The 17,974-nt window shown below is 69.2% G+C and carries 16 protein-coding genes and 5 tRNA genes; 14 read left to right on the forward strand and 7 right to left on the reverse strand.

Annotated elements, in window-relative coordinates:
• The 4 genes from VED21_RS31335 to VED21_RS31350 form a co-directional block, all read right to left on the reverse strand.
• Window positions 1–526 (reverse strand): DUF6468 domain-containing protein (locus VED21_RS31335; protein WP_324889543.1); only part of this gene is annotated, 526 nt, incomplete at its 3' end.
• On the reverse strand, window positions 523–1,599 hold the full coding sequence (gene fliM / locus VED21_RS31340) for a flagellar motor switch protein FliM (RefSeq protein WP_324889545.1): 1,077 nt from the start codon (window positions 1,597–1,599) through the stop codon (window positions 523–525). The genes VED21_RS31335 and fliM, both read right to left, overlap by 4 nt.
• A gap of 1 nt (window position 1,600) precedes the next feature.
• Window positions 1,601–2,128, reverse strand: coding sequence for a flagellar basal body-associated FliL family protein (locus VED21_RS31345; protein ID WP_324889547.1), 528 nt, complete (start codon window positions 2,126–2,128; stop codon window positions 1,601–1,603).
• A 153-nt stretch (window positions 2,129–2,281) separates the two neighbouring features.
• Window positions 2,282–2,524, reverse strand: a complete 243-nt coding sequence (locus VED21_RS31350) for a hypothetical protein (protein WP_324889549.1) — start codon at window positions 2,522–2,524, stop codon at window positions 2,282–2,284.
• Between the two features lie 438 nt (window positions 2,525–2,962).
• On the opposite strand from VED21_RS31350, the gene flgF reads away from it, so the two are divergent.
• The 10 genes from flgF (at window position 2,963) to VED21_RS31400 (ending at window position 10,768) form a co-directional block, all read left to right on the forward strand.
• The gene (gene flgF / locus VED21_RS31355; RefSeq protein ID WP_324889551.1) at window positions 2,963–3,685 is read left to right on the forward strand and encodes a flagellar basal-body rod protein FlgF; all 723 of its coding nucleotides are present in this window, start codon (window positions 2,963–2,965) and stop codon (window positions 3,683–3,685) included.
• Between the two features lie 27 nt (window positions 3,686–3,712).
• Window positions 3,713–4,498 carry a flagellar basal-body rod protein FlgG gene (gene flgG, locus VED21_RS31360; RefSeq protein ID WP_324889553.1) on the forward strand — a complete coding sequence of 262 codons (786 nt, stop codon included), beginning with the start codon at window positions 3,713–3,715 and terminating at the stop codon, window positions 4,496–4,498.
• A 28-nt stretch (window positions 4,499–4,526) separates the two neighbouring features.
• Window positions 4,527–5,282 carry a flagellar basal body P-ring formation chaperone FlgA gene (gene flgA, locus VED21_RS31365; RefSeq protein ID WP_324889555.1) on the forward strand — a complete coding sequence of 252 codons (756 nt, stop codon included), beginning with the start codon at window positions 4,527–4,529 and terminating at the stop codon, window positions 5,280–5,282.
• 13 nt (window positions 5,283–5,295) lie between these two features.
• Complete coding sequence (flgH, locus tag VED21_RS31370) at window positions 5,296–6,069, forward strand: flagellar basal body L-ring protein FlgH (protein ID WP_324889557.1); 774 nt, start codon at window positions 5,296–5,298, stop codon at window positions 6,067–6,069.
• Between the two features lie 290 nt (window positions 6,070–6,359).
• Window positions 6,360–10,151, forward strand: a complete 3,792-nt coding sequence (locus VED21_RS31375) for a Calx-beta domain-containing protein (protein WP_324889559.1) — start codon at window positions 6,360–6,362, stop codon at window positions 10,149–10,151.
• A gap of 112 nt (window positions 10,152–10,263) precedes the next feature.
• Window positions 10,264–10,350: transfer RNA gene (locus tag VED21_RS31380), tRNA-Leu, on the forward strand.
• A 3-nt stretch (window positions 10,351–10,353) separates the two neighbouring features.
• Window positions 10,354–10,429: transfer RNA gene (locus VED21_RS31385), tRNA-Ala, on the forward strand.
• Window positions 10,430–10,539: 110 nt separating this feature from the next.
• Window positions 10,540–10,614: transfer RNA gene (locus tag VED21_RS31390), tRNA-Asn, on the forward strand.
• Window positions 10,615–10,616: 2 nt separating this feature from the next.
• Window positions 10,617–10,691: transfer RNA gene (locus VED21_RS31395), tRNA-Gly, on the forward strand.
• Between the two features lie 3 nt (window positions 10,692–10,694).
• Window positions 10,695–10,768: transfer RNA gene (locus VED21_RS31400), tRNA-Gln, on the forward strand.
• A 119-nt stretch (window positions 10,769–10,887) separates the two neighbouring features.
• Here the strand turns inward: VED21_RS31400 and VED21_RS31405 are convergent.
• The 3 genes from VED21_RS31405 to VED21_RS31415 all read right to left on the reverse strand — a co-directional run bounded on the left by VED21_RS31405 (window position 10,888) and on the right by VED21_RS31415 (window position 13,758).
• Window positions 10,888–12,519, reverse strand: coding sequence for an alpha-D-glucose phosphate-specific phosphoglucomutase (locus tag VED21_RS31405; protein WP_324889561.1), 1,632 nt, complete (start codon window positions 12,517–12,519; stop codon window positions 10,888–10,890).
• Between the two features lie 246 nt (window positions 12,520–12,765).
• Window positions 12,766–13,185 carry an RNA polymerase-binding protein DksA gene (gene dksA / locus VED21_RS31410; protein ID WP_324889563.1) on the reverse strand — a complete coding sequence of 140 codons (420 nt, stop codon included), beginning with the start codon at window positions 13,183–13,185 and terminating at the stop codon, window positions 12,766–12,768.
• 156 nt (window positions 13,186–13,341) lie between these two features.
• Complete coding sequence (locus VED21_RS31415; RefSeq protein ID WP_324889564.1) at window positions 13,342–13,758, reverse strand: flagellar assembly protein FliX; 417 nt, start codon at window positions 13,756–13,758, stop codon at window positions 13,342–13,344.
• Window positions 13,759–13,988: 230 nt separating this feature from the next.
• Between VED21_RS31415 and VED21_RS31420 the strand changes: the two genes are divergently transcribed.
• From VED21_RS31420 to VED21_RS31435, 4 genes are all read left to right on the forward strand, one after another.
• A complete protein-coding gene (locus VED21_RS31420) occupies window positions 13,989–15,137 on the forward strand; it encodes a flagellar basal body P-ring protein FlgI (protein ID WP_324889566.1) in 1,149 nt (382 codons plus the stop codon).
• Complete coding sequence (locus VED21_RS31425) at window positions 15,137–15,514, forward strand: rod-binding protein (protein WP_324889567.1); 378 nt, start codon at window positions 15,137–15,139, stop codon at window positions 15,512–15,514. Before VED21_RS31420 ends, VED21_RS31425 begins: the two co-directional genes overlap by 1 nt.
• Window positions 15,501–16,034 (forward strand): flagellar basal-body protein, encoded by a 534-nt coding sequence (locus VED21_RS31430; protein ID WP_324889569.1) that lies wholly within the window; start codon window positions 15,501–15,503, stop codon window positions 16,032–16,034. The genes VED21_RS31425 and VED21_RS31430 overlap by 14 nt, the downstream gene beginning before the upstream one ends.
• Before the next feature lie 276 nt (window positions 16,035–16,310).
• The coding region (locus VED21_RS31435) for a flagellar hook-length control protein FliK (protein WP_324889571.1) at window positions 16,311–17,974 on the forward strand (1,664 nt) is incomplete at its 3' end.

A 17,974-nucleotide genomic window follows, 5' to 3' on the forward strand; every position in this document is an offset into this window, starting at 1 on the left:
GGCCCTCCTCGCCCGGACGCGGGCGGTCGGCATCGTCGTCGGACTTCGGAGGGGCAGCGGGTGCCGCGCGGCGCGGCAGCGGCGGGGGGGCGGCCTCGGCGGCCTCCGCCTCCTCCAGAAGCGGGCGCAGCGCGGCGGCGACCGAGGCCGACGGCTGGCGCGTCGCACCTGTCGCCGGGCGGGCCGGCGTGTGCTTCGGCCGGTCGCTGTCGGAGAAGCCGGACAGGCGGTCGGCCAGCGTGTTGCCGGCCTCGACCATGAACTGCAGCTCGTCGCGGAGCGCCGCGGCCTTGTCGATGGAGCGCTGCAGACCGTCGCCGGTCTCGGCCGCCGTGCGCTTCATGCCGCGCACGCCCTGCTCGGCCTTGGCCATCGCCTCGTTCAGGCCCTTGATCAGCTCGGCCATCTCGCCGCGGCTTTCGCGCATGCGGATGATCTGCTTGTTGAGGATGATGGCGTAGGCGATGGTGGCGACCAGCAGGCCCACCATCACCAGGTCGAGGACCAGGGAGATGACCGGGCTCATAGCCGCATGACCTCCTGCTTGGGCAGTTCCTTTTCGATGCGCACGGCGATGTGGCCGCCCTTGCGCCCCATGCGCCCCTGGAACATCGACACGTCGCCGCAGCGCAGCTCGATCGAGCCGTCGGGCGTGGCGTTCAGCAGGATGCGAGTGCCGACGCGCCAGTTCAGCACGTCGTGCAGGGTCATCGTCACCTCGTCCAGCACGGCGGCCAGATCGACGTCCGTCACCAGCAGCTCGGACGCGAGGTGGGTTTCCCAGATCGAGTCACGGCCGAACTTCTCACCCATGAACATCTGGAGCAGCAGCTCGCGGACGGGTTCGAGGGTGGCGTAGGGGATCATCAGCTCGAGGCGCCCGCCGCGATCCTCCATGTCGATGCGCAGCTTGACCAGCACGGCGGCGTTGGCGGGCCGCGCGATGGTGGCGAAGCGCGGGTTCGTCTCCAGCCGGTCGAAGCGGAAGGTGACGGGCGACAGCGGGTCGAACGCCGCCGACAGGTCGGACAGCACGACGTGCACCATCCGCTCGACCAGGTTGCGTTCGATGGTGGTGTAGGGCCGCCCCTCGATGCGCATGGCCGCGGTGCCGCGCCGGCCGCCAAGCAGCACGTCGACGATCGAGTAGATGAGCGCGGAATCCACCACCATCAGGCCGTAGTTGTCCCACTCCTCCGCCTTGAAGACGGAGAGCATGGCCGGCAGCGGGATGGAGTTCAAATAGTCGCCGAAACGTACGGACGAGATCTGGTCGAGGCTGACCTCGACGTTGTCGGACGTGAAGTTGCGCAAGGACGTCGACATCATGCGGACGAGGCGGTCGAAGACCACCTCCAGCATGGGCAGGCGTTCGTAGTTGACGAGCGCCGAGTTGACCAGCGCCATGATGCCGGAGTTGTCGCCGTCACCGGCGCCACCCTGGTCGAACCCCAGCAGGCTGTCGATTTCGTCCTGGTTGAGGACGCGGGTGGAACCGCCGCCCCCGCCCATGTCGCCCATGTCGCCGCTGTCCTCGGCGAGTGCCGCCCATTCGGCGGCGAGGCGCTCCTCTTCGCTCAGCTCTTCCGGGTTGCTCATGTCACTGCACCAGCATTTCCCGGAACAGCACGTCCTTGACCTTCACCGGGTAGGCCGCCGCGGTGATGCGCATCAGCAGTTCCTGGCGCAGCCGGTACATGCCGGCGGAGCCCTTGAGGTCCTCCAGGCGCAACTCGCGCAGGTAGACCTGGAAGTTGTCGATGATGCGCGGCAGCACCTGGTTGATGGCCGGGATGTCCTCCGGCTTCGACACCTGGATGGAGATCTTGATCTTGAGGAACGCCGGGCGCTTGCCGGCGCTGTTGAGGTTCACCAGCATGTCCGGCAGGTCGTAGAAGACCGGGGCCGCGTGCGGATCGGGGGCCTTCTCGGCCTCCGGCGCGTGCGCCTCCTCCTTCTTGCCCAGCAGCATGTCGAGCACGCCGGAGAAGTAGATGCCGGCACCGGCACCCACCAGCAGCAGCAGCGGCAGGATGACGAAAAGCACCAGCTTCTTGCCGCTGAATTTCTTGCGCGGCAAGCCTTCGCCAGAGAGGTCGCCTTCGTCGTTGTCGGCGTGCGCCGTCATAGGGATTCCGTCGTGCGCGGGCAGGAAAACAGGGCCGGTTCAGTACCGGTCACCCTATCTTTGGGATAGTTAATAAGTCCTTTCACACGCCTGCGGCGGGTGTGACCACGCGGGAGGAGAAGAGGGACGGGAATGGGGTGCGGAGCGGCGCGTCTACTCGGCCGCCGGGGGCACGGCGGCGATGCGCGTGGGGATCAGCGCGTTGATGGTCTGCCGCTGCTCGTCAAGGCGGGCGTCGATGGCGGACAGCCGCTCGCCATGATGGAACTTGATGTGGGTGACGTCGGCCTTCAGCTGCGACACGTCGGCTTTGATCTGCGACACGTCGGCCGCCACCGCCTCGATGCGGTCGAGGAGGCGAATCAGCAGTCCCTTCAGGTCGTCGGGCATGTCCATGGCACGATCTTGCCTCAACACCCCGCCTTTTTCCAGCCCCAACGGGCGCCCCCCGCCTCCGGCACGGTTCTTGAGTAGCCACACCTCCACATAGCCCGGAGTCCGCGTCCATGCGGGGTCCGGCCCGGCCGGCACCGCCTTGGCGGCGCCGGACGAAGGCGTGCGCCGGCAGGGCTTGCCGGCGCCCTGCCCTGCCCGCACCCCGCGGGCGGGAACGGGGACGTTCGTGCCCAGCGCGCCCGGCAGAACTCGCCGCCCATGGGCCGCCGGACGGCCGCCATGCGGCAGGAATTGCCCGGCACCTGGCGCCGGAGCAGCACCCCTGTGACCGGACGGGGCGAAAACGGCGCGGAATCTGGGTTGGCACGCGGAGTGCATTGCTATCGGCGCCGCCACGGAGGGTCCGTGACCGGCACCGTCAGACGCTAGAGGCCGCCGATGGAAAACCCCGCCTACATCGCCCTGTCGCGCCAGATGTCGCTGCGCCGCCAGCTGGATGTGGTCGCGAACAACGTCGCGAACATGAACACCACCGGCTTCAAGCAGCAGCGCATGCTGTTCACCGAGTTCCTGCAGCGCCCCGGCATGCACGAGCAGGTGAGCATGGTGCAGGACCGCGCGGTGGTGCGGGACCTGACGACCGGCGGCCTGACGCAGACCGGCAATTCCCTGGACCTGGCGCTGACCGGCAACGGCTACTTCACGGTCGATACGGCCAGCGGCCGCCGCTACACCCGCGCCGGTTCCTTCCGCATGAACGACCAGCGCCAGGTGGTGGACGGCGGCGGCCTGCCGGTGCTGTCCGACAACGGCCAGCCGATCACCATCCCGGCCGGCACCCGCGACATCACGGTGACCAGCGACGGCACCATCTCGACCGAGCTGGGCCCCGTCGGCCGCCTGAACATCGTCACTTTCCGCAACGAGCAGCTCATGACCGAAGTGGGCGCCGGCCTCTACGTCAGCGACGAAGAGCCGCAGCCGGCCCCGGCCGACACGAAAGTGGCACAGGGCATGCTTGAGGGTTCCAACGTGAGGCCGGTGGTGGAGATGACCACGATGATCGAGGTCAACCGCCAGTACGCGCAGAACCAGCGGATGATCGACACCGAGCACGAGCGCATCCGCACCGCCATCCAGCGGCTGGGCCGCACGGCCTAAACGAAGAATTCGACAGGAGAACCAGCCATGCGCAGCCTCGCCATCGGTGCCACCGGGATGATCGCCCAGCAGCTCAACGTCGAGACGATCTCCAACAACATCGCCAACGCCACCACGACCGGCTTCAAGAAGCAGCGCGCCGAGTTCCAGGACCTGCTGTACCAGAACTTCCGCCGCATCGGCTCGACCTCGTCGGACGCCGGCACCATCGTGCCGACCGGCGTGCAGGTGGGTGCGGGCGTGCGCGTCGCCGCCATCGGCCGCATGATGGAACAGGGCAACCTGAACATCACCGAGAACAAGCTGGATGTCGCCATCAACGGTTCCGGCTACTTCCAGGTGCTGATGCCGAACGGCGACACCGCCTATACCCGCGCCGGCAACTTCAAGCTGTCGCCCGAGGGCATCATCGTCACCGCCGACGGCTATCAGGTGCAGCCGGCCAACACCGTCCCGACCGCAGCGACCGACATCGCCATCAACTCCTCGGGCGAGGTGCTGGTGAAGCTGGACGGCCAGGTGGAGCCGCAGAACGTCGGCCAGCTCCAGCTCGCCACCTTCGCCAATCCGGGCGGCCTGGAAGCGGTGGGCGACAACCTGTTCATGCAGACCCCGGCGTCGGGCGAGGCGGTGGCCGGCAACCCCGGCGCCGCAGGCTTCGGCCGGCTGGTGCAGGGTGCGCTGGAGACCTCCAACGTGAACATCGTGCAGGAGATCACCACGCTGATCACCGCCCAGCGCGCCTACGAGATGAACTCCAAGATCATCAAGACCACCGACGAGATGATGCAGCAGGCCGGCCAGATGCGCTGATGCCGGCTTGACCTGAGGAGTGACGACCATGACCCGCACCGCTTCCGCCCTCTTCCTCGGCACCGCGCTGGCCCTGGCCGCCCTGACGGCGCCGGTGACCGCCGCCGCCCAGGCGCAGCCGGCCATCGTGTACGGCCAGACGCACGCCGAGGCCGCCCTGACCGAGGCGCTGGCCCGCCACATCCCGGTCGGCAAGATGCGCCTGGAACTGGACAGCCGCGCGGTCGAGCTGCGCGCCCCGGCGGGTGCCGCGGTGGAAGGCGGCCTGCGGGTCGAGAACCTGTACTACAGCCCGGTCCAGGCGCGCTTCGCGGCCGAGCTGGTGATCCCCGGCACCGCCCCTGCGGTGCGCCTGCCGGTCGCCGGCCGCGCCTACGGCACCGTCGAGGTGCCGGTGCTGGTGCGCCGCGTGGCGCCGGGCGACCTGATCACCGCCGCCGACGTCGACTGGGTCGAGGTCCGCGCCGATCAGGCCGGCAGCGACACGGCCGCCAGCGACGCGCAGATCGTCGGCATGACGCCCAAGCGCGGCGTGCCGGTCAACCAGCCGGTCCGCCTGCGCGACGTCCAGTCGCCGCGCATCATCGACAAGGGTGCCGTCGTCACCATCACCCTGGAAACCCCGGTGCTCACGCTCGCCACCCAGGGCAAGGCCCTGCAGGAAGGCGGGCGCGGCGACACCATCCGCGTGCTGAACACCCAATCCAACCGCATCGTCGAAGCCACCGTTGCGGGCCCCAACCTCGTCGCCGTGGCAAAGCCCGGCGCCACCGTCCTCAAGTAAGGAGAAAGCTCCTATGTCCGCCCTGATCGCCCGCCGCACCGCCCGCACCGTGGCCCGCTTCGCCGTCCTCGCCGCCCTGGCCGCCACCGTGAGCGCCTGCGGCGCCGCCGGCCGCCTGTCCGAGATCGGCCAGCCGCCGAAGATGTCGGCGATCCAGGACCCGCAGGCGATGCCCGGCTACCAGCCGGTGAGCCTGCCGATGCCGACGCCGCTGCCGGCGGAGCGAAACCCGAACTCGCTGTGGCGGACGGGCGCCAAGGCCTTCTTCAAGGACCAGCGCGCGGCCAAGGTGGGCGACATCCTGACGGTGCTGATCAAGATCGACGACCAGGCGCAGATCGACAACGAGAGCAAGCGCTCCCGCGACAATTCGGAGAGCATGGGCCTGCCCGGCCTGTTCGGCTTCGAAAGCCGCCTGGGCGCCATCCTGCCCGACGCGGTGAACGCCGACAGCCTCGTCGACGCCTCGTCCAAGAGCGCCAACACCGGCAAGGGTGCCATCAAGCGCAAGGAGCAGATCGAGCTGAAGGTGGCGGCGCTGGTGACGCAGACCCTGCCGAACGGCAACATGGTCATCCAGGGCCGCCAGGAGGTGCGCGTGAACTACGAACGCCGCGACCTGGTGATGAGCGGCGTGGTGCGGCCGGAGGACATCACGGCGCAGAACACCATCAGCTACGAGAAGATCGCCGAAGCCCGCATCGCCTACGGCGGCCACGGCCAGATCACCGACGTGCAGCAGCCGCGCTACGGCCAGCAGCTGTTCGACATCATCAGCCCCTTCTGATCCACCTCCTCCATCCCAGGCAAGGAAGGGCCGGCAGTTTCTGCCGGCCCTTCGGCATGCCTTGCCGGGGGCGGGCGGCGGCACCCCCTTCGGCGCATCCCCACCACCCGCGCACCCCGCGGAAGCCGTACCGCCCTTGCCTGAGTTGCCGGGCGGCACCCGTCCCCGCACCATCGCGCTGCTGAATTCCACGTTCTGCAACCGCGCGTCGCCCCGACACGGCCGGCTTCCGGCCGGCGGGACCCTTTTGCCCGCGCGGTGCCCCGGCGACGGCGGAGGAGAAGGTGCCCATGCGCGAAGTGCTTCTGGCCGACGCCCAGCTTCCCGACCTGGACCTCCTGCTGGCGCAGCGGCGTCCGGAGGTGGAGGTCGTCCTGGTGCCGGGCACGGCCGACGCCCACCCCATCCTCGCCGCCGTTCTGGCGCAGCGCCCCGCCGCCGTCCACCTGCTGGCCCACGGCGAGCCGGGGCGCGTCCTGCTGGGGGCCGAGCCGATCACGGCGGCGTCGCTGTGCGGGCGGACGTGGCCGGACGCGGCGGGCACCGGGATCCTGATCCACGCATGCCGCACGGGTGCGGGCGAGGACGGGCGGTCGTTCGTCGAGCGCCTGGCGCAGGCGACCGGCGCCCGCGTCGCGGCCGCAACGCACTTGGTCGGGCACGCGGACCTGGGCGGGTCGTGGGAACTGGACATGGCGACCGGGCCGGCCTGCATACGAAATCCATTCATCGCCGCCGACGCTTGGCCTCACATATTGGCGCTTGCCTCCTTTGGCCCAAGTCCCGTCAGCCAATTTCTGAGATCGCACCAAGGGAATATGACCGTCCGCTTTGACCTCGGATTCGACGGCACAGAATTCAAAGTCGAGACACGCATCCTACTCAAGGGGGATGATCCAGAAATATTCCAACAACTTTGGGAGCAAGGGATAGAGCGGATATGGAATAACAAATACAGCTTAAGCAACGAGGACGGACAATACGCGATACGTTTTGACGTTCAATTTACGAGCATTTCTCCCCATTACGACGTAAGCGTCCACAGCGGACCAGGGCGCAGCTACATGTCGGATTGGTACCTTGATATGGGATGGGGGGCAGATTATCCGGAGAAAGTCGCGGCCCACGAATACGGCCACATGATCGGCGCGGTCGACGAATACCTCGTCTATCCTGATTACATTGGCTACACCACGGCATCGACACTCATGTCATCCATGACGGAGCGGTTAACCGGAAACTACGTCGATCTTATTGCGTACATCGCCGAGCAAAGAACCGGCACGCGGCTCGATGTCATTGACGAATCGGGGGCAGGTGCGGCGACCTCTCTGTCCATAGCAGCCGTGAGGGAAAGCCAGGATGAGGGAAACGCGTCGGTCACGCCGTTTCTCTTTACGGTCACACGCACCGGGGATCTTTCCGGATCGACAACGGCGGAATGGGTCGTCAGCGGTTCGGGACCGAACTGGGGGCACCCCACCGACTTCGACAACACCTTGCCGCGAGGAATTGTAAGCTTCTCGCCCGGCGAAACCCACAAGACCATCACCGTTTCCGTTACCGGCGACACGGCCGTCGAATACGACGAAGGCTTCCTCGTCATGCTCACCAACCCGAGCGGCGGGGCGGCGGTGACGGTGAGCACGGCGACCGCGGTCATCCGCAACGACGACAGCGATCAGCCCCCTCTCCCCAGCCTGTCCATCGCCGCCGCCAATGCCGACCGGCGTGAGGGCGACGCGGGCACCACCCCCTTCACCTTCACCCTGACGCGCACCGGCGACACCGCCGGGGAAAGCGTCGTGCACTGGTCGGTCACCGGCACCGGCGCGAATCCCGCGGCGGCGGCTGACTTCGGCGGGAGCCTGCCGGGCGGCACCGTCACCTTCGCAACCGGCGAGACGGCGAAGACGATCTCCGTCGCCGTTTCCGGCGACACGGCCATGGAGGGTGACGAGGGCTTCCGCGTGTCGCTGTCCGACGCCACAGGCGCCATGATCGCCGTCGCCTCGGCGGATGGCCTGATCCGCGACGACGACGCCACCCCGCCGCCGGCCACCTTCGGCATGACGCGCATCGAGCAATTGGTTCGATCCCACGAGGGAAATACTGAGATTTCCTTCGACCTGGGCTTCGACGGCGCAGCTTTCAACGTCGTCACGCGGGTCCAGCTTACCGGTGATGATCCCGGCCCGTTCGCGACCTGGTGGGAACACGGCATCGAGCGGATCTGGAACAACCAGCTCAGCCTGTCCGATGGAGCGCACCAGTACCCGATCCGGTTCGACGTGCAGTTCGTCACCGCCGATCCGCATTACACCGTGCAGGTCCACACCGGAATCGGTCAGTTCGATATGGGGAACTGGCGGGTCCAGTTCCCCGACGATCCGCTCCGCGCCGAGCGCACGACGGCCCATGAGTATGGACACATGATCGGGGCCATCGACGAATACCCCATCGGCCCGACCTACGACGCGTACCTGACCACCGGCACCCTGATGTCGGACCTGACCGAGCGCGTGACGGCGAACTACGTCGACCTGATCGACCACTTTGCGGAGGTGTATGGCGGCTCTCCGCTCGACGTCGTACCGTCGGCAGCGGCAACGGCTTCGACCACCCTGTCGATCCGTGCCGGCACTCCGGTGCTGGCCGAGGGAAACGCCGGCCCGACCGCGTTCACGTTCACGGTGACGCGCGCGGGCGACACGTCCGGTGCGGTCTCGGCCGACTGGATCGTCAGCGGATCCCGACCGAGTTGGGCGCACTCTTCCGATCTCGGCGACCGCTTGCCCAGGGGAAGCGTGAGTTTCGCCGCCGGAGAAACGACCAAGACCATCACCGTTGCCGTCACCGGTGACAGGGCCGTCGAGGACGACGAAGGGTTCCTCGTCATGCTCACCAACCCGAGCGGCGAGGCGGCGGTGGCGGTGAGCACGGCGACCGCGGTCATCCGCAACGACGACAGCGATCAGCCCCCTCCCCCCAGCCTGTTCATCGCCCTCGCCTACAACGACCAATACGAGGGCACCACCCGTGACATGCCCTTCGTCTTCTTCATCGAGCGCGACGGCGACACCAGCGGTCCGAGCACCGTGCACTGGTCGGTCTCCGGATTCGGCGCAAACCCGGCGGACGCGGCCGATTTCGGCGGCGCCCTGCCCTCGGGCTCGGTCACCTTCGCCGAAGGGGCGAACCTCCGGGCGATCACGGTGATGGTGTCCGCCGATTCCGTGGTGGAGCCCGACGAGGGGTTCCGCATCACCTTGTCCAACGCCAGCGGCGCCACGATCGCCATCAGCTCGACCAATGGCACCATCCGCAACGACGACTGGGCGCCGCCGCCGGTCACGGGCGGCAACGGCGGCGGTGGCGGTGCTGGCGGCGCTGGCGGCGGGGGTGGAAGTGGTGGCGGTGGCGGAGGAGGCGGTGGCGGCACGCCGACTCCGCCGGCCGATCCGGTGCCCCCGCCGGTGCCGGGCGCCGCGGAGACTGTCCTGGGCTCGTCCAATGCCGACGTGCTGACCGGCGCGGCGGGCAACGACGTGCTGTCCGGGGCCGAGGGCGACGACAGCTTGGTCGGCGGCCTCGGCGACGATGCGCTGTACGGCAATCCGGGCGGCGACGCGCTGTACGGCAACCAGGGGATGGACGCGCTGTTCGGCGGCCAGGGAGCGGACAGCCTGTTCGGCGGGCAGGACGCCGACACGCTGTTCGGCAACATGGCCGACGACGTGCTGTACGGGAACATGGCCGGCGACCGCCTGTTCGGCGGCCAGGGCAGCGACACGATCTTCGGCGGCCAGGGCGATGACGCGTTGGCCGGCAACCTGGGCAACGACACGCTGGCCGGCAACCTGGGGGCGGACACCTTCGTCTTCGCACCGGGCGGCGGGAGCGACGTGGTGGCCGACTTCCGCGCCGAGCAGGGCGACCGGCTGCAGGTGGCCGCCGGCATGACCTGGACCATTGGGGACGGCGCCAGCGGCGCGGTGGTCACCTTCTCCACCGGCGATCAGGTGATCCTGATCGGCATCCGGGCGCCGGACGTGTCGGCCGCTTGGTTCGTCGCGGCGTGAGGCGATCCGGGGTCGCCGAAAAATTTTCACGCGCATGCATTTTTTGGCTTGAGCGGCAGTGCAGAGCGGCGCTATACGGAGCGCCCCACGCCCCTCGCGGGGCACGGGGAACGCGCTTGTGGCGGAATTGGTAGACGCGCTAGGTTCAGGTCCTAGTGGCTTCACGGCCGTGGGGGTTCGAGTCCCTCCAAGCGCACCACATGGGGCCGTAGCTCAGCTGGGAGAGCGTCGCAATGGCATTGCGAAGGTCAGGGGTTCGATCCCCCTCGGCTCCACCATTTGGTTCTTGAACCAATTGGTTCTTAGGTTGGCAGTAGAGTTGTTTGGTTCTGGAGCGTTTTTTTCTGGCTTGTCTTGGCGGCCGGGCCTTCGTATAAGGCCGCTTCATTCCGGCGTGGCGCAGCGGTAGCGCAGCGGACTGTTAATCCGTTGGTCGTAGGTTCGAATCCTACCGCCGGAGCCAGAGCGGGCGTAGCTCAGGGGTAGAGCACAACCTTGCCAAGGTTGGGGTCGAGGGTTCGAATCCCTTCGCCCGCTCCAGTTTGGGGGATCGTCTAGCGGTAGGACAGCGGACTCTGACTCCGCCAGCCTAGGTTCGAATCCTAGTCCCCCAACCACTTCTTCCATCGGATCGGATGCACGGTACGGGCTCGCTTCGGCGGGCCTTTTTGCTGTGCGCGGACAGCGCAGGCTGGACCGCGCTGCGCGGCCCAACCTGCGGGAACGCCTCCCCGAATCAGGTCGCCACGTCCGGTTCGGTGCGGCCGGTCAGGCGCTCGATCTCGGCCAGTTCGGCGGCAAGGGCCGCGAGATCCTTCAGCGCCACCGGGGCGTCCAGCGCGTGGTCGCCGCCCACCGGCTCGTAGCGCTCGAAGTAGACGCGCAGCGTGGCGCCCGAGGTGCCGGTGCCGGACAGGCGGTAGACGATGCGCGAACCATCCTCGAACGACACGCGCAGCCCCTGCCGGTCGGAGCGGCTGCCGTCCACCGGGTCCACGTAGGAGAACTCGTCCGCCGCCACCACGCGGCGCCCGCCCAGCGTGGTGCCGGCGAGATTCGGCAGCTTGGCGCGCAGCCCGTCGATCAGCGCGTCGGCGGCCGTCTGCTCGATGCCCTCGTAATCGTGGCGGCCGTAGTAGGTGCGGCCATAGGTGGCCCAGTGCTCCGTCATGATCTCGGCCACCGACATGCGGCGGGCGGCCAGGACGTTGAGCCACATCAGCACCGCCCACACGCCGTCCTTCTCGCGCACGTGGTCGGAGCCGGTGCCGAAGCTCTCCTCGCCGCACAGGCTGATGCGCCCGGCGTCCAGCAGTGTGCCGAAGAACTTCCAACCGGTCGGCGTCTCGTAGCACGGGATGCCCAGGGCCTTGGCGACGCGATCCAGGGCGCCGCTGGTCGGCATGGAGCGCGCCACCCCCTTCAGCCCGCCCGCGTAGGCCGGCACGTGGGTGGCGTTGGCGGCCAGCACGGCGATGCTGTCGCTGGGCGACACGAAGACGCCGCGGCCGAGGATCATGTTGCGGTCGCCGTCGCCGTCCGACGCGGCGCCGAAGTCCGGCGCGTCCGGACCGGTCAGCGCGGCCACGAGGTCCACCGCGTGGGCGAGGTTCGGGTCGGGATGGTGGCCGCCGAAATCCTCCAGCGGCTTGGCGTTGATGGCGGTGCCGGCGGGGGCGCCCAAGCGGCGCTCCAGGATCTCCACCGCGTAGGGGCCGGTGACCGCGTGCATGGCGTCGAACACCATGCGGAAGCCCGAGGCGAACAGGCCGCGGATCGCCGCCATGTCGAACAGCGACTCCATCAGCTCGGCATAGTCCGCCACGGGATCGATGACCTCCACCGCCATGGCGCCAAGCGCGCGCTCGCCCAACGTGTCGAGGTCGACGTCGGCGGCCTCGACCGTGCGGTAGGCGGTGATCTCCTTGGAGCGGCGGAAGAACGCCTCGGTCAGCGCCTCGGGCGCCGGGCCGCCGTTGGCGGCGTTGAACTTGATGCCGAAGTCGCCCTGCGGGCCGCCGGGGTTGTGGCTGGCCGACAGGATGATGCCGCCCAGCGCCCCGCGCTTGCGGATGACGCAGGAGGCGGCCGGCGTGGAGAGGATGCCGCCCTGCCCCACCACGATGCGCCCCACCCCGTTCGCCGCCGCCATCTTCAGGATGGTCTGCACGGCCGCGCGGTTGTGGAAGCGCCCGTCGCCGCCGAGCACCAGCGTCGAACCCGCCAGCCCGTCGACGCCGTCGAAGATCGACTGGACGAAGTTCTCCAGGTAATGGGCCTGCTGGAACGTCCGCACGGCCTTGCGCAGCCCCGAGGTGCCGGGGCGCTGGTCGGTGAAGGGGGTGGTCGGGACGGTGACGGGAACCACGGGATGTCCTTTCGCGATCGTGCGGTGCGCCGGGAGCGGAAGCTCCGCCGTGACCCGGTCTCCACCGTGACGATGCGCAGTTTTCCGCGGATGATCAACAGGCCAGCGGGGCTCCCGTTCACGCCGCGGGTGCGGGAACGGGATGCGGGGCGCGAACACGAAAACGCCGCGGGAATCGCCCGGCGGGTGGCCGGACGATTCACCGCGGCGGGCGAATCGGCGCGCGGGACGTCAGTCGTCGAGACGTCAGTCGTCGCGCTGCGTGCGTTCCATGCGCTCGTGGCGCTCCTGCGCCTCGAGGCTCAGCGTGGCGATGGGGCGGGCGTCGAGACGGCGGACGGCGATCGGCTCGCCGGTCTCCTCGCAATAGCCGTAGGTGCCGTCCGCGATTCGCTCCAGCGCCGCGTCGATCTTGGAGATCAGCTTGCGCTCGCGGTCGCGGGTGCGCAGCTCCAGCGCCCGGTCTGTCTCCGCCGACGCGCGGTCGGCGATGTCCGGCTCCTGGATGCCGCCCTCCTGCAGGCTGTGCAGAGTCTCGCTGGACTCGGCCAACAGCTCCGCCCGCCACCGCAGCAGCTTCTGGCGGAAGTATTCCCGCATGGCGGGGTTCATGAACGGTTCGTCTTCCGACGGCTTATAATCCGGGGGCATAAGCGGCGACGACATCCGATTCTTCCAAACTCGAAAAGGGTATCCTTGGCGGCGCGGAGTATATGTAGAGCGCACCCTCACCGCAACCCTGCGGTTTGATGCCGGGCTGCGTGAAAAAATCGTGACGGTGCGGGGGCTTGCCGGGCACGGCGGGGCGCGCGCCCGGAACTGCTACGAAGTAAGCTTGGCAAGTTCAACCTGCGCGCGCAGGTCGATGGCGTCGAGGATCTCGGCCAGATGCGGGTCGTCCACGTGGACCTTGCGGGACTGCACGACGCGGGCGAGGTCCATGATCTGCTGGCGCGGCATGACGCCGGACAGCAGGCCATGCTGGATCTCCTCCAGCTTGTCGAGCATCTCCTGGGCGCGCATCTTGCCGCGCGACGCGCGGGCGGTGGCGTCGTCCACCTCCTGCAAGGCCAGCACGCTGGCGACTCCGGCGAGCGGTGCCGCGGCGCTGACGCCCGGCGCCTGGGCGGTTTCCCCGACCAGCTGCTTGGCGAAGCTTGCGCCCGACGAACCCTCGGACTTGCCCGTACGCCGGACCGAGGTGCTGCCGCGAAGATTTCCGGAGCCTTCGACTTTCATATCTTCCGTAACCGGTCGCGTTTCGTGGAGCGTAAGTGCAGGAACCTTAGATGGAACAACCTTAACATCTGGTCAAGGCTTGCCGCAATCGGGCAAAATTTGCCGGTTTGGCGTGACAAAACGGTGTGATGCGCCGGCAACAACTGCGCGGGATTGGCGGAAATGCTCCCCGCGTCGGTTGGCACGGGGATCGCATGGGGATCGGCGACCGTCCAGAAGAGATGATCGCCATGACGTCGAAACCGACCTCCCCCTTCCGCACGCTGCGCCGTCTGGCGCTGGCCGTCGCCGCCGTCCTTGCGATGGCCCTGGCGCTGCCGCAGCCGGCCTCCGCCGTGTCCGCCCGCATCAAGGACATCGTCGATGTCGAAGGCGTGCGCGACAACATGCTGATCGGCTACGGCCTCGTGGTCGGCCTGAACGGCACGGGCGACAGCCTGAACAACTCGCCCTTCACCGAACAGAGTCTGATCGGCATGCTGGAGCGCATGGGCCTGAACACCCGCGGCACCAACATGCGCACCAAGAACGTGGCGGCGGTGATGGTGACGGCGACGCTGCAGCCCTACGCCGCCCAGGGCACGCGCATCGACGTGACGGTCAGCGCCATGGGCGACGCCAAGAGCCTCCTGGGCGGCACCCTGCTGGTCACCCCGCTTATGGGCGCGGACGGCGAGGTCTACGCCGTGGCGCAGGGGCCGATCGCCGTATCCGGCTTCTCGGCCCAGGGCCAGGGCGCCAGCATCACGCGCGGCGTGCCGACGGCGGGGCGCATCTCGTCCGGCGCGCTGGTGGAGCGGGAGATCCAGTTCTCCCTGGCCGAGCTGCCGGTGGTGCGCCTGTCCCTGCGCAACCCCGACTTCACCACCGCCCAGCGCGTGGCGGCGGCCATCAACATGCAGCTTCGCGGCAACATGGCGCAGGCGACCGACCCGCATTCGGTCCTGCTGACCGTGCCGGAGGTGCGGCGCGGCGACGTGGTCGGCCTGATCACCGAGATCGAGCAGCTGCGCATCACGCCCGACCAGGTGGCCCGCGTCGTCATCGACGAGAAGTCCGGCGTCATCGTGATGGGCGAGAACGTGCGCATCTCCACCATCGCCATCGCCCAGGGCAACCTGACCATCAAGGTCACCGAGACCCCGCAGGTCAGCCAGCCCGGCCCCTTCTCCAACGGGCAGACCACGGTGGTGCCGCGCACCGACATCCAGGTCGACGACCAGTCTCAGAACCGCCTCGCCGTCATGCAGTCGGGCGTCACCCTCCAGGAGTTGGTACAGAGTTTGAATGCGCTGGGAGTGGGCCCGCGCGACATGATCGCCATCCTCCAGTCGATCAAGGCGGCCGGTGCCCTGCAAGCCGAGATCGAGGTGATCTGATGGAAACCGCCCTCTCCCACGCCGGCTCGTACGCGAGCCTTCAGGCCCCCCGCCTGCCGGTTTCGGCCGACGCCATGCGGCGCGCCGCCGGCACCGACGCGGTGGACGACGGCAAGGTCGGCGCGGCGACGCGCGAGACCCTGCGCAAGAAGGCCAGCGAGTTCGAGGAGGTCTTCATCGGCCAGATGCTGACGCCGCTGTTCGAGGGCATCGAGGTCGACGACACCTTCGGCGGCGGGCACGGGGAGGAGATGTTCCGCTCCATGCTGACCCAGGAATACGCCAAGCAGGTCAACCGCCGCGGCGGCTTCGGACTGGCCGATTCGGTCTATCGCGAGCTGCTCCGCGCACAGGAGATGAGCCATGGACAAGGTTGACGTCCGCTTCCCCCAGGAGAAGCCCAAGGGCGCCCCCGCCAACCTGCCGACGACGGCCGAGGAGCGCGCCACCGCGCTGATCGGGCTGATGGAGCGGCTGTCCGCCCATCTGGACCGCGAGACGGCGGCCATCCGCCAGCGCCGCCCGGCGGCCGAGATGGCGCAGCTGGCCAAGGACAAGCAGCCGATGGTGCTGGTGTACGAGGAGGTCTCGCGCCTGCTGCGTATCGACCCCGACGGCATGGCCAAGCTGCCCGACCCGGTGAAGGAGCGCCTGAAGGACGTCACCCGCGCGCTGTACCTCAGCGCCGGCGCCAACGCCGCGGCGCTGCGCCTGCGCGAGGACGCCCAGCAGATGGTTGTCGACACCGTGGTCGCCGCCGTGAACCGCGCCCGCCAGTCGCAGCCGGGCGTCGCCTACGGCCCGACGCCCACCCCCTACGGCGGCACGCCGCCGCGCGGCTATGGCCCGCCCCGGCACGGCCCGGCAACCGCGGCGACGCTGAACACCAAACTGTAGGCCGGCGTATTTTTTCAGTTCTCGTTGGTACCCTCCATCCATCCAAAACTCCGGGCCGCCTCGCGCGGCCCGTTTTTTTTCGCCCGCCGGGCACGATCGCTTCCCGGCAAGATCGGCCCCGACACCCGGCGGAAATTGCCGCCCGCCGGCCGGATCTGCCCAGCCATCCCCACGCCGCCCCGCGCCGCGCCGGAATCCCGGCGTTTTCCAGGGGCGCCGCAGTTGGCCCGGGAGTTGCAAAAACCAGAACGCCCTTTCAGCCGAGGACCGCGTGCCATGGACATCCTGTCATCCGCCCCGCTCTCCCTGCTCGACCAGCTGGCGCCGAACACGGCCGGCCAGACGGCGGGCAAGGACGACGAGTTCGCCAAGATGATGAACCGGCTGATGAGCGACGCCATGGAGCGCAAGCGCGAGGAGCAGCGCGCGGCCCAGGCGGAACGGCCCCGTGCGCCGGCCCGTTCCGCCGCCAAGCCGCAGCCGCCGCGCGCCGATGACTCCTCCCCCTCCCCGCGCGCTGCCGAGGCGCACGGCGCCAACGGGGCCCGCGCCCTGGATCGCGCTGGGGACCGGACCACGGACCGGGCGGAGACCAAGGACCCGGCGGTCCGCGACGCCGGGCGCGAGAACGGCGACGCCGCGCGCAAGACCGAGGCGAAGGCCACCGCCGACAAGGCCGATGCAGCCGACAGGACGGCCCAGACGGCGAAGGCGAACCAGCCCGCCGGCACGGACAAGGCCGCCACCGACACCACCGATGCCGCCAACGCCGGCGGCGAGCCGGCGGACACCGGCGAGGACGCCGCCGCGCAGGCCGCCGAGGCGACCGACGGCGCCGCCGAGTCCGCCGAGGCCGCGACCGCCGGGAACGGCGACGAGCTGGTGGTGATCGAGGCCGAGGTGACGATCACCGAAACCACCGTCCAGATCATCACCGAGGATTCGGAACTGACGATGACCGCGCTGAGCGGTCTGGCGCAGGTGCAGGTCGAGGGGTTCGAGGGCGAGATCACGGCCGAGGCCGCCGACCCGCTGACCGTCGGCACGGCGACGGCGGGCGGCCAGGGTCCCGCCGCGCCCGCCACGCCGGAGGAGATGCTCAAGGCCGCGCTGAACGCCGCCGGCGAGGTGACGGCGGGTGAAGCCGGCGGCGAGGCGGCGAAGGCCGCCGGGACGCAGGCCGCCGCCGCGGACGGCGCCGCGCGCGGCGAGGCCCTGCCGACCGACGAGGAGTTCAAGCTGCCCGACGACATGGCCGATCTGGTCGCCGTGATCGACGAGCGCAAGCGCGCCGAGAAATCCGCCAACACCGGCAACGGCGATGCCGGCACGCAGGGCGAGGGCCAGCCGCAGGGCCAGGCGCAGCCCAACACGCAGCCCGCCGCCCAGGCCGCCCAAGCCACCGTCGCCAAGCCTGACGCCGCCGAGGCGCTGAAGTCGGCCGCAGCCGCGGCCGAAGCGACCGCCGCCGCCGTCGACGCGACCGCCGCGGCCGGGAGCACCGGCCGGACCGAGCACACGGCCGCCGACCTGAACCACGCCGCGCTCGCCGGGCTGGACGCCGCGAAGGGTCCGGCCGGGGTGGACGCCCCGCAGCCGCTGGCGACGCTGCGCCCGTCGCGCGGCGCGCACATGCCGATGGGCGTCCCCGACCAGCTGGCGGTGCACGTCCAGAAGAACGTCCGCGAAGGCAACGACCAGTTCACCATCAACCTGCGCCCGGACGAGCTGGGCCGCATCGAGATCAAGCTGGAGTTCCAGCAGGAAGGCCGCGTCCAGGTGGTGATCGCCGTGGACAAGCCGCAGACCCTGGAACTTCTGCAGCGCGACGCCCGCTCGCTGGAGAAGGCCCTGCAGGACGCCGGCGTGAAGGCCGACTCCGGCAGCCTCAGCTTCAGCCTGCGCGGCGACGGCAACCCCTTCGCCGGTGAGGGCGGCAA

This window comes from Azospirillum sp., assembly GCF_035627195.1.
In the GTDB taxonomy this organism is placed as follows: domain Bacteria; phylum Pseudomonadota; class Alphaproteobacteria; order Azospirillales; family Azospirillaceae; genus Azospirillum.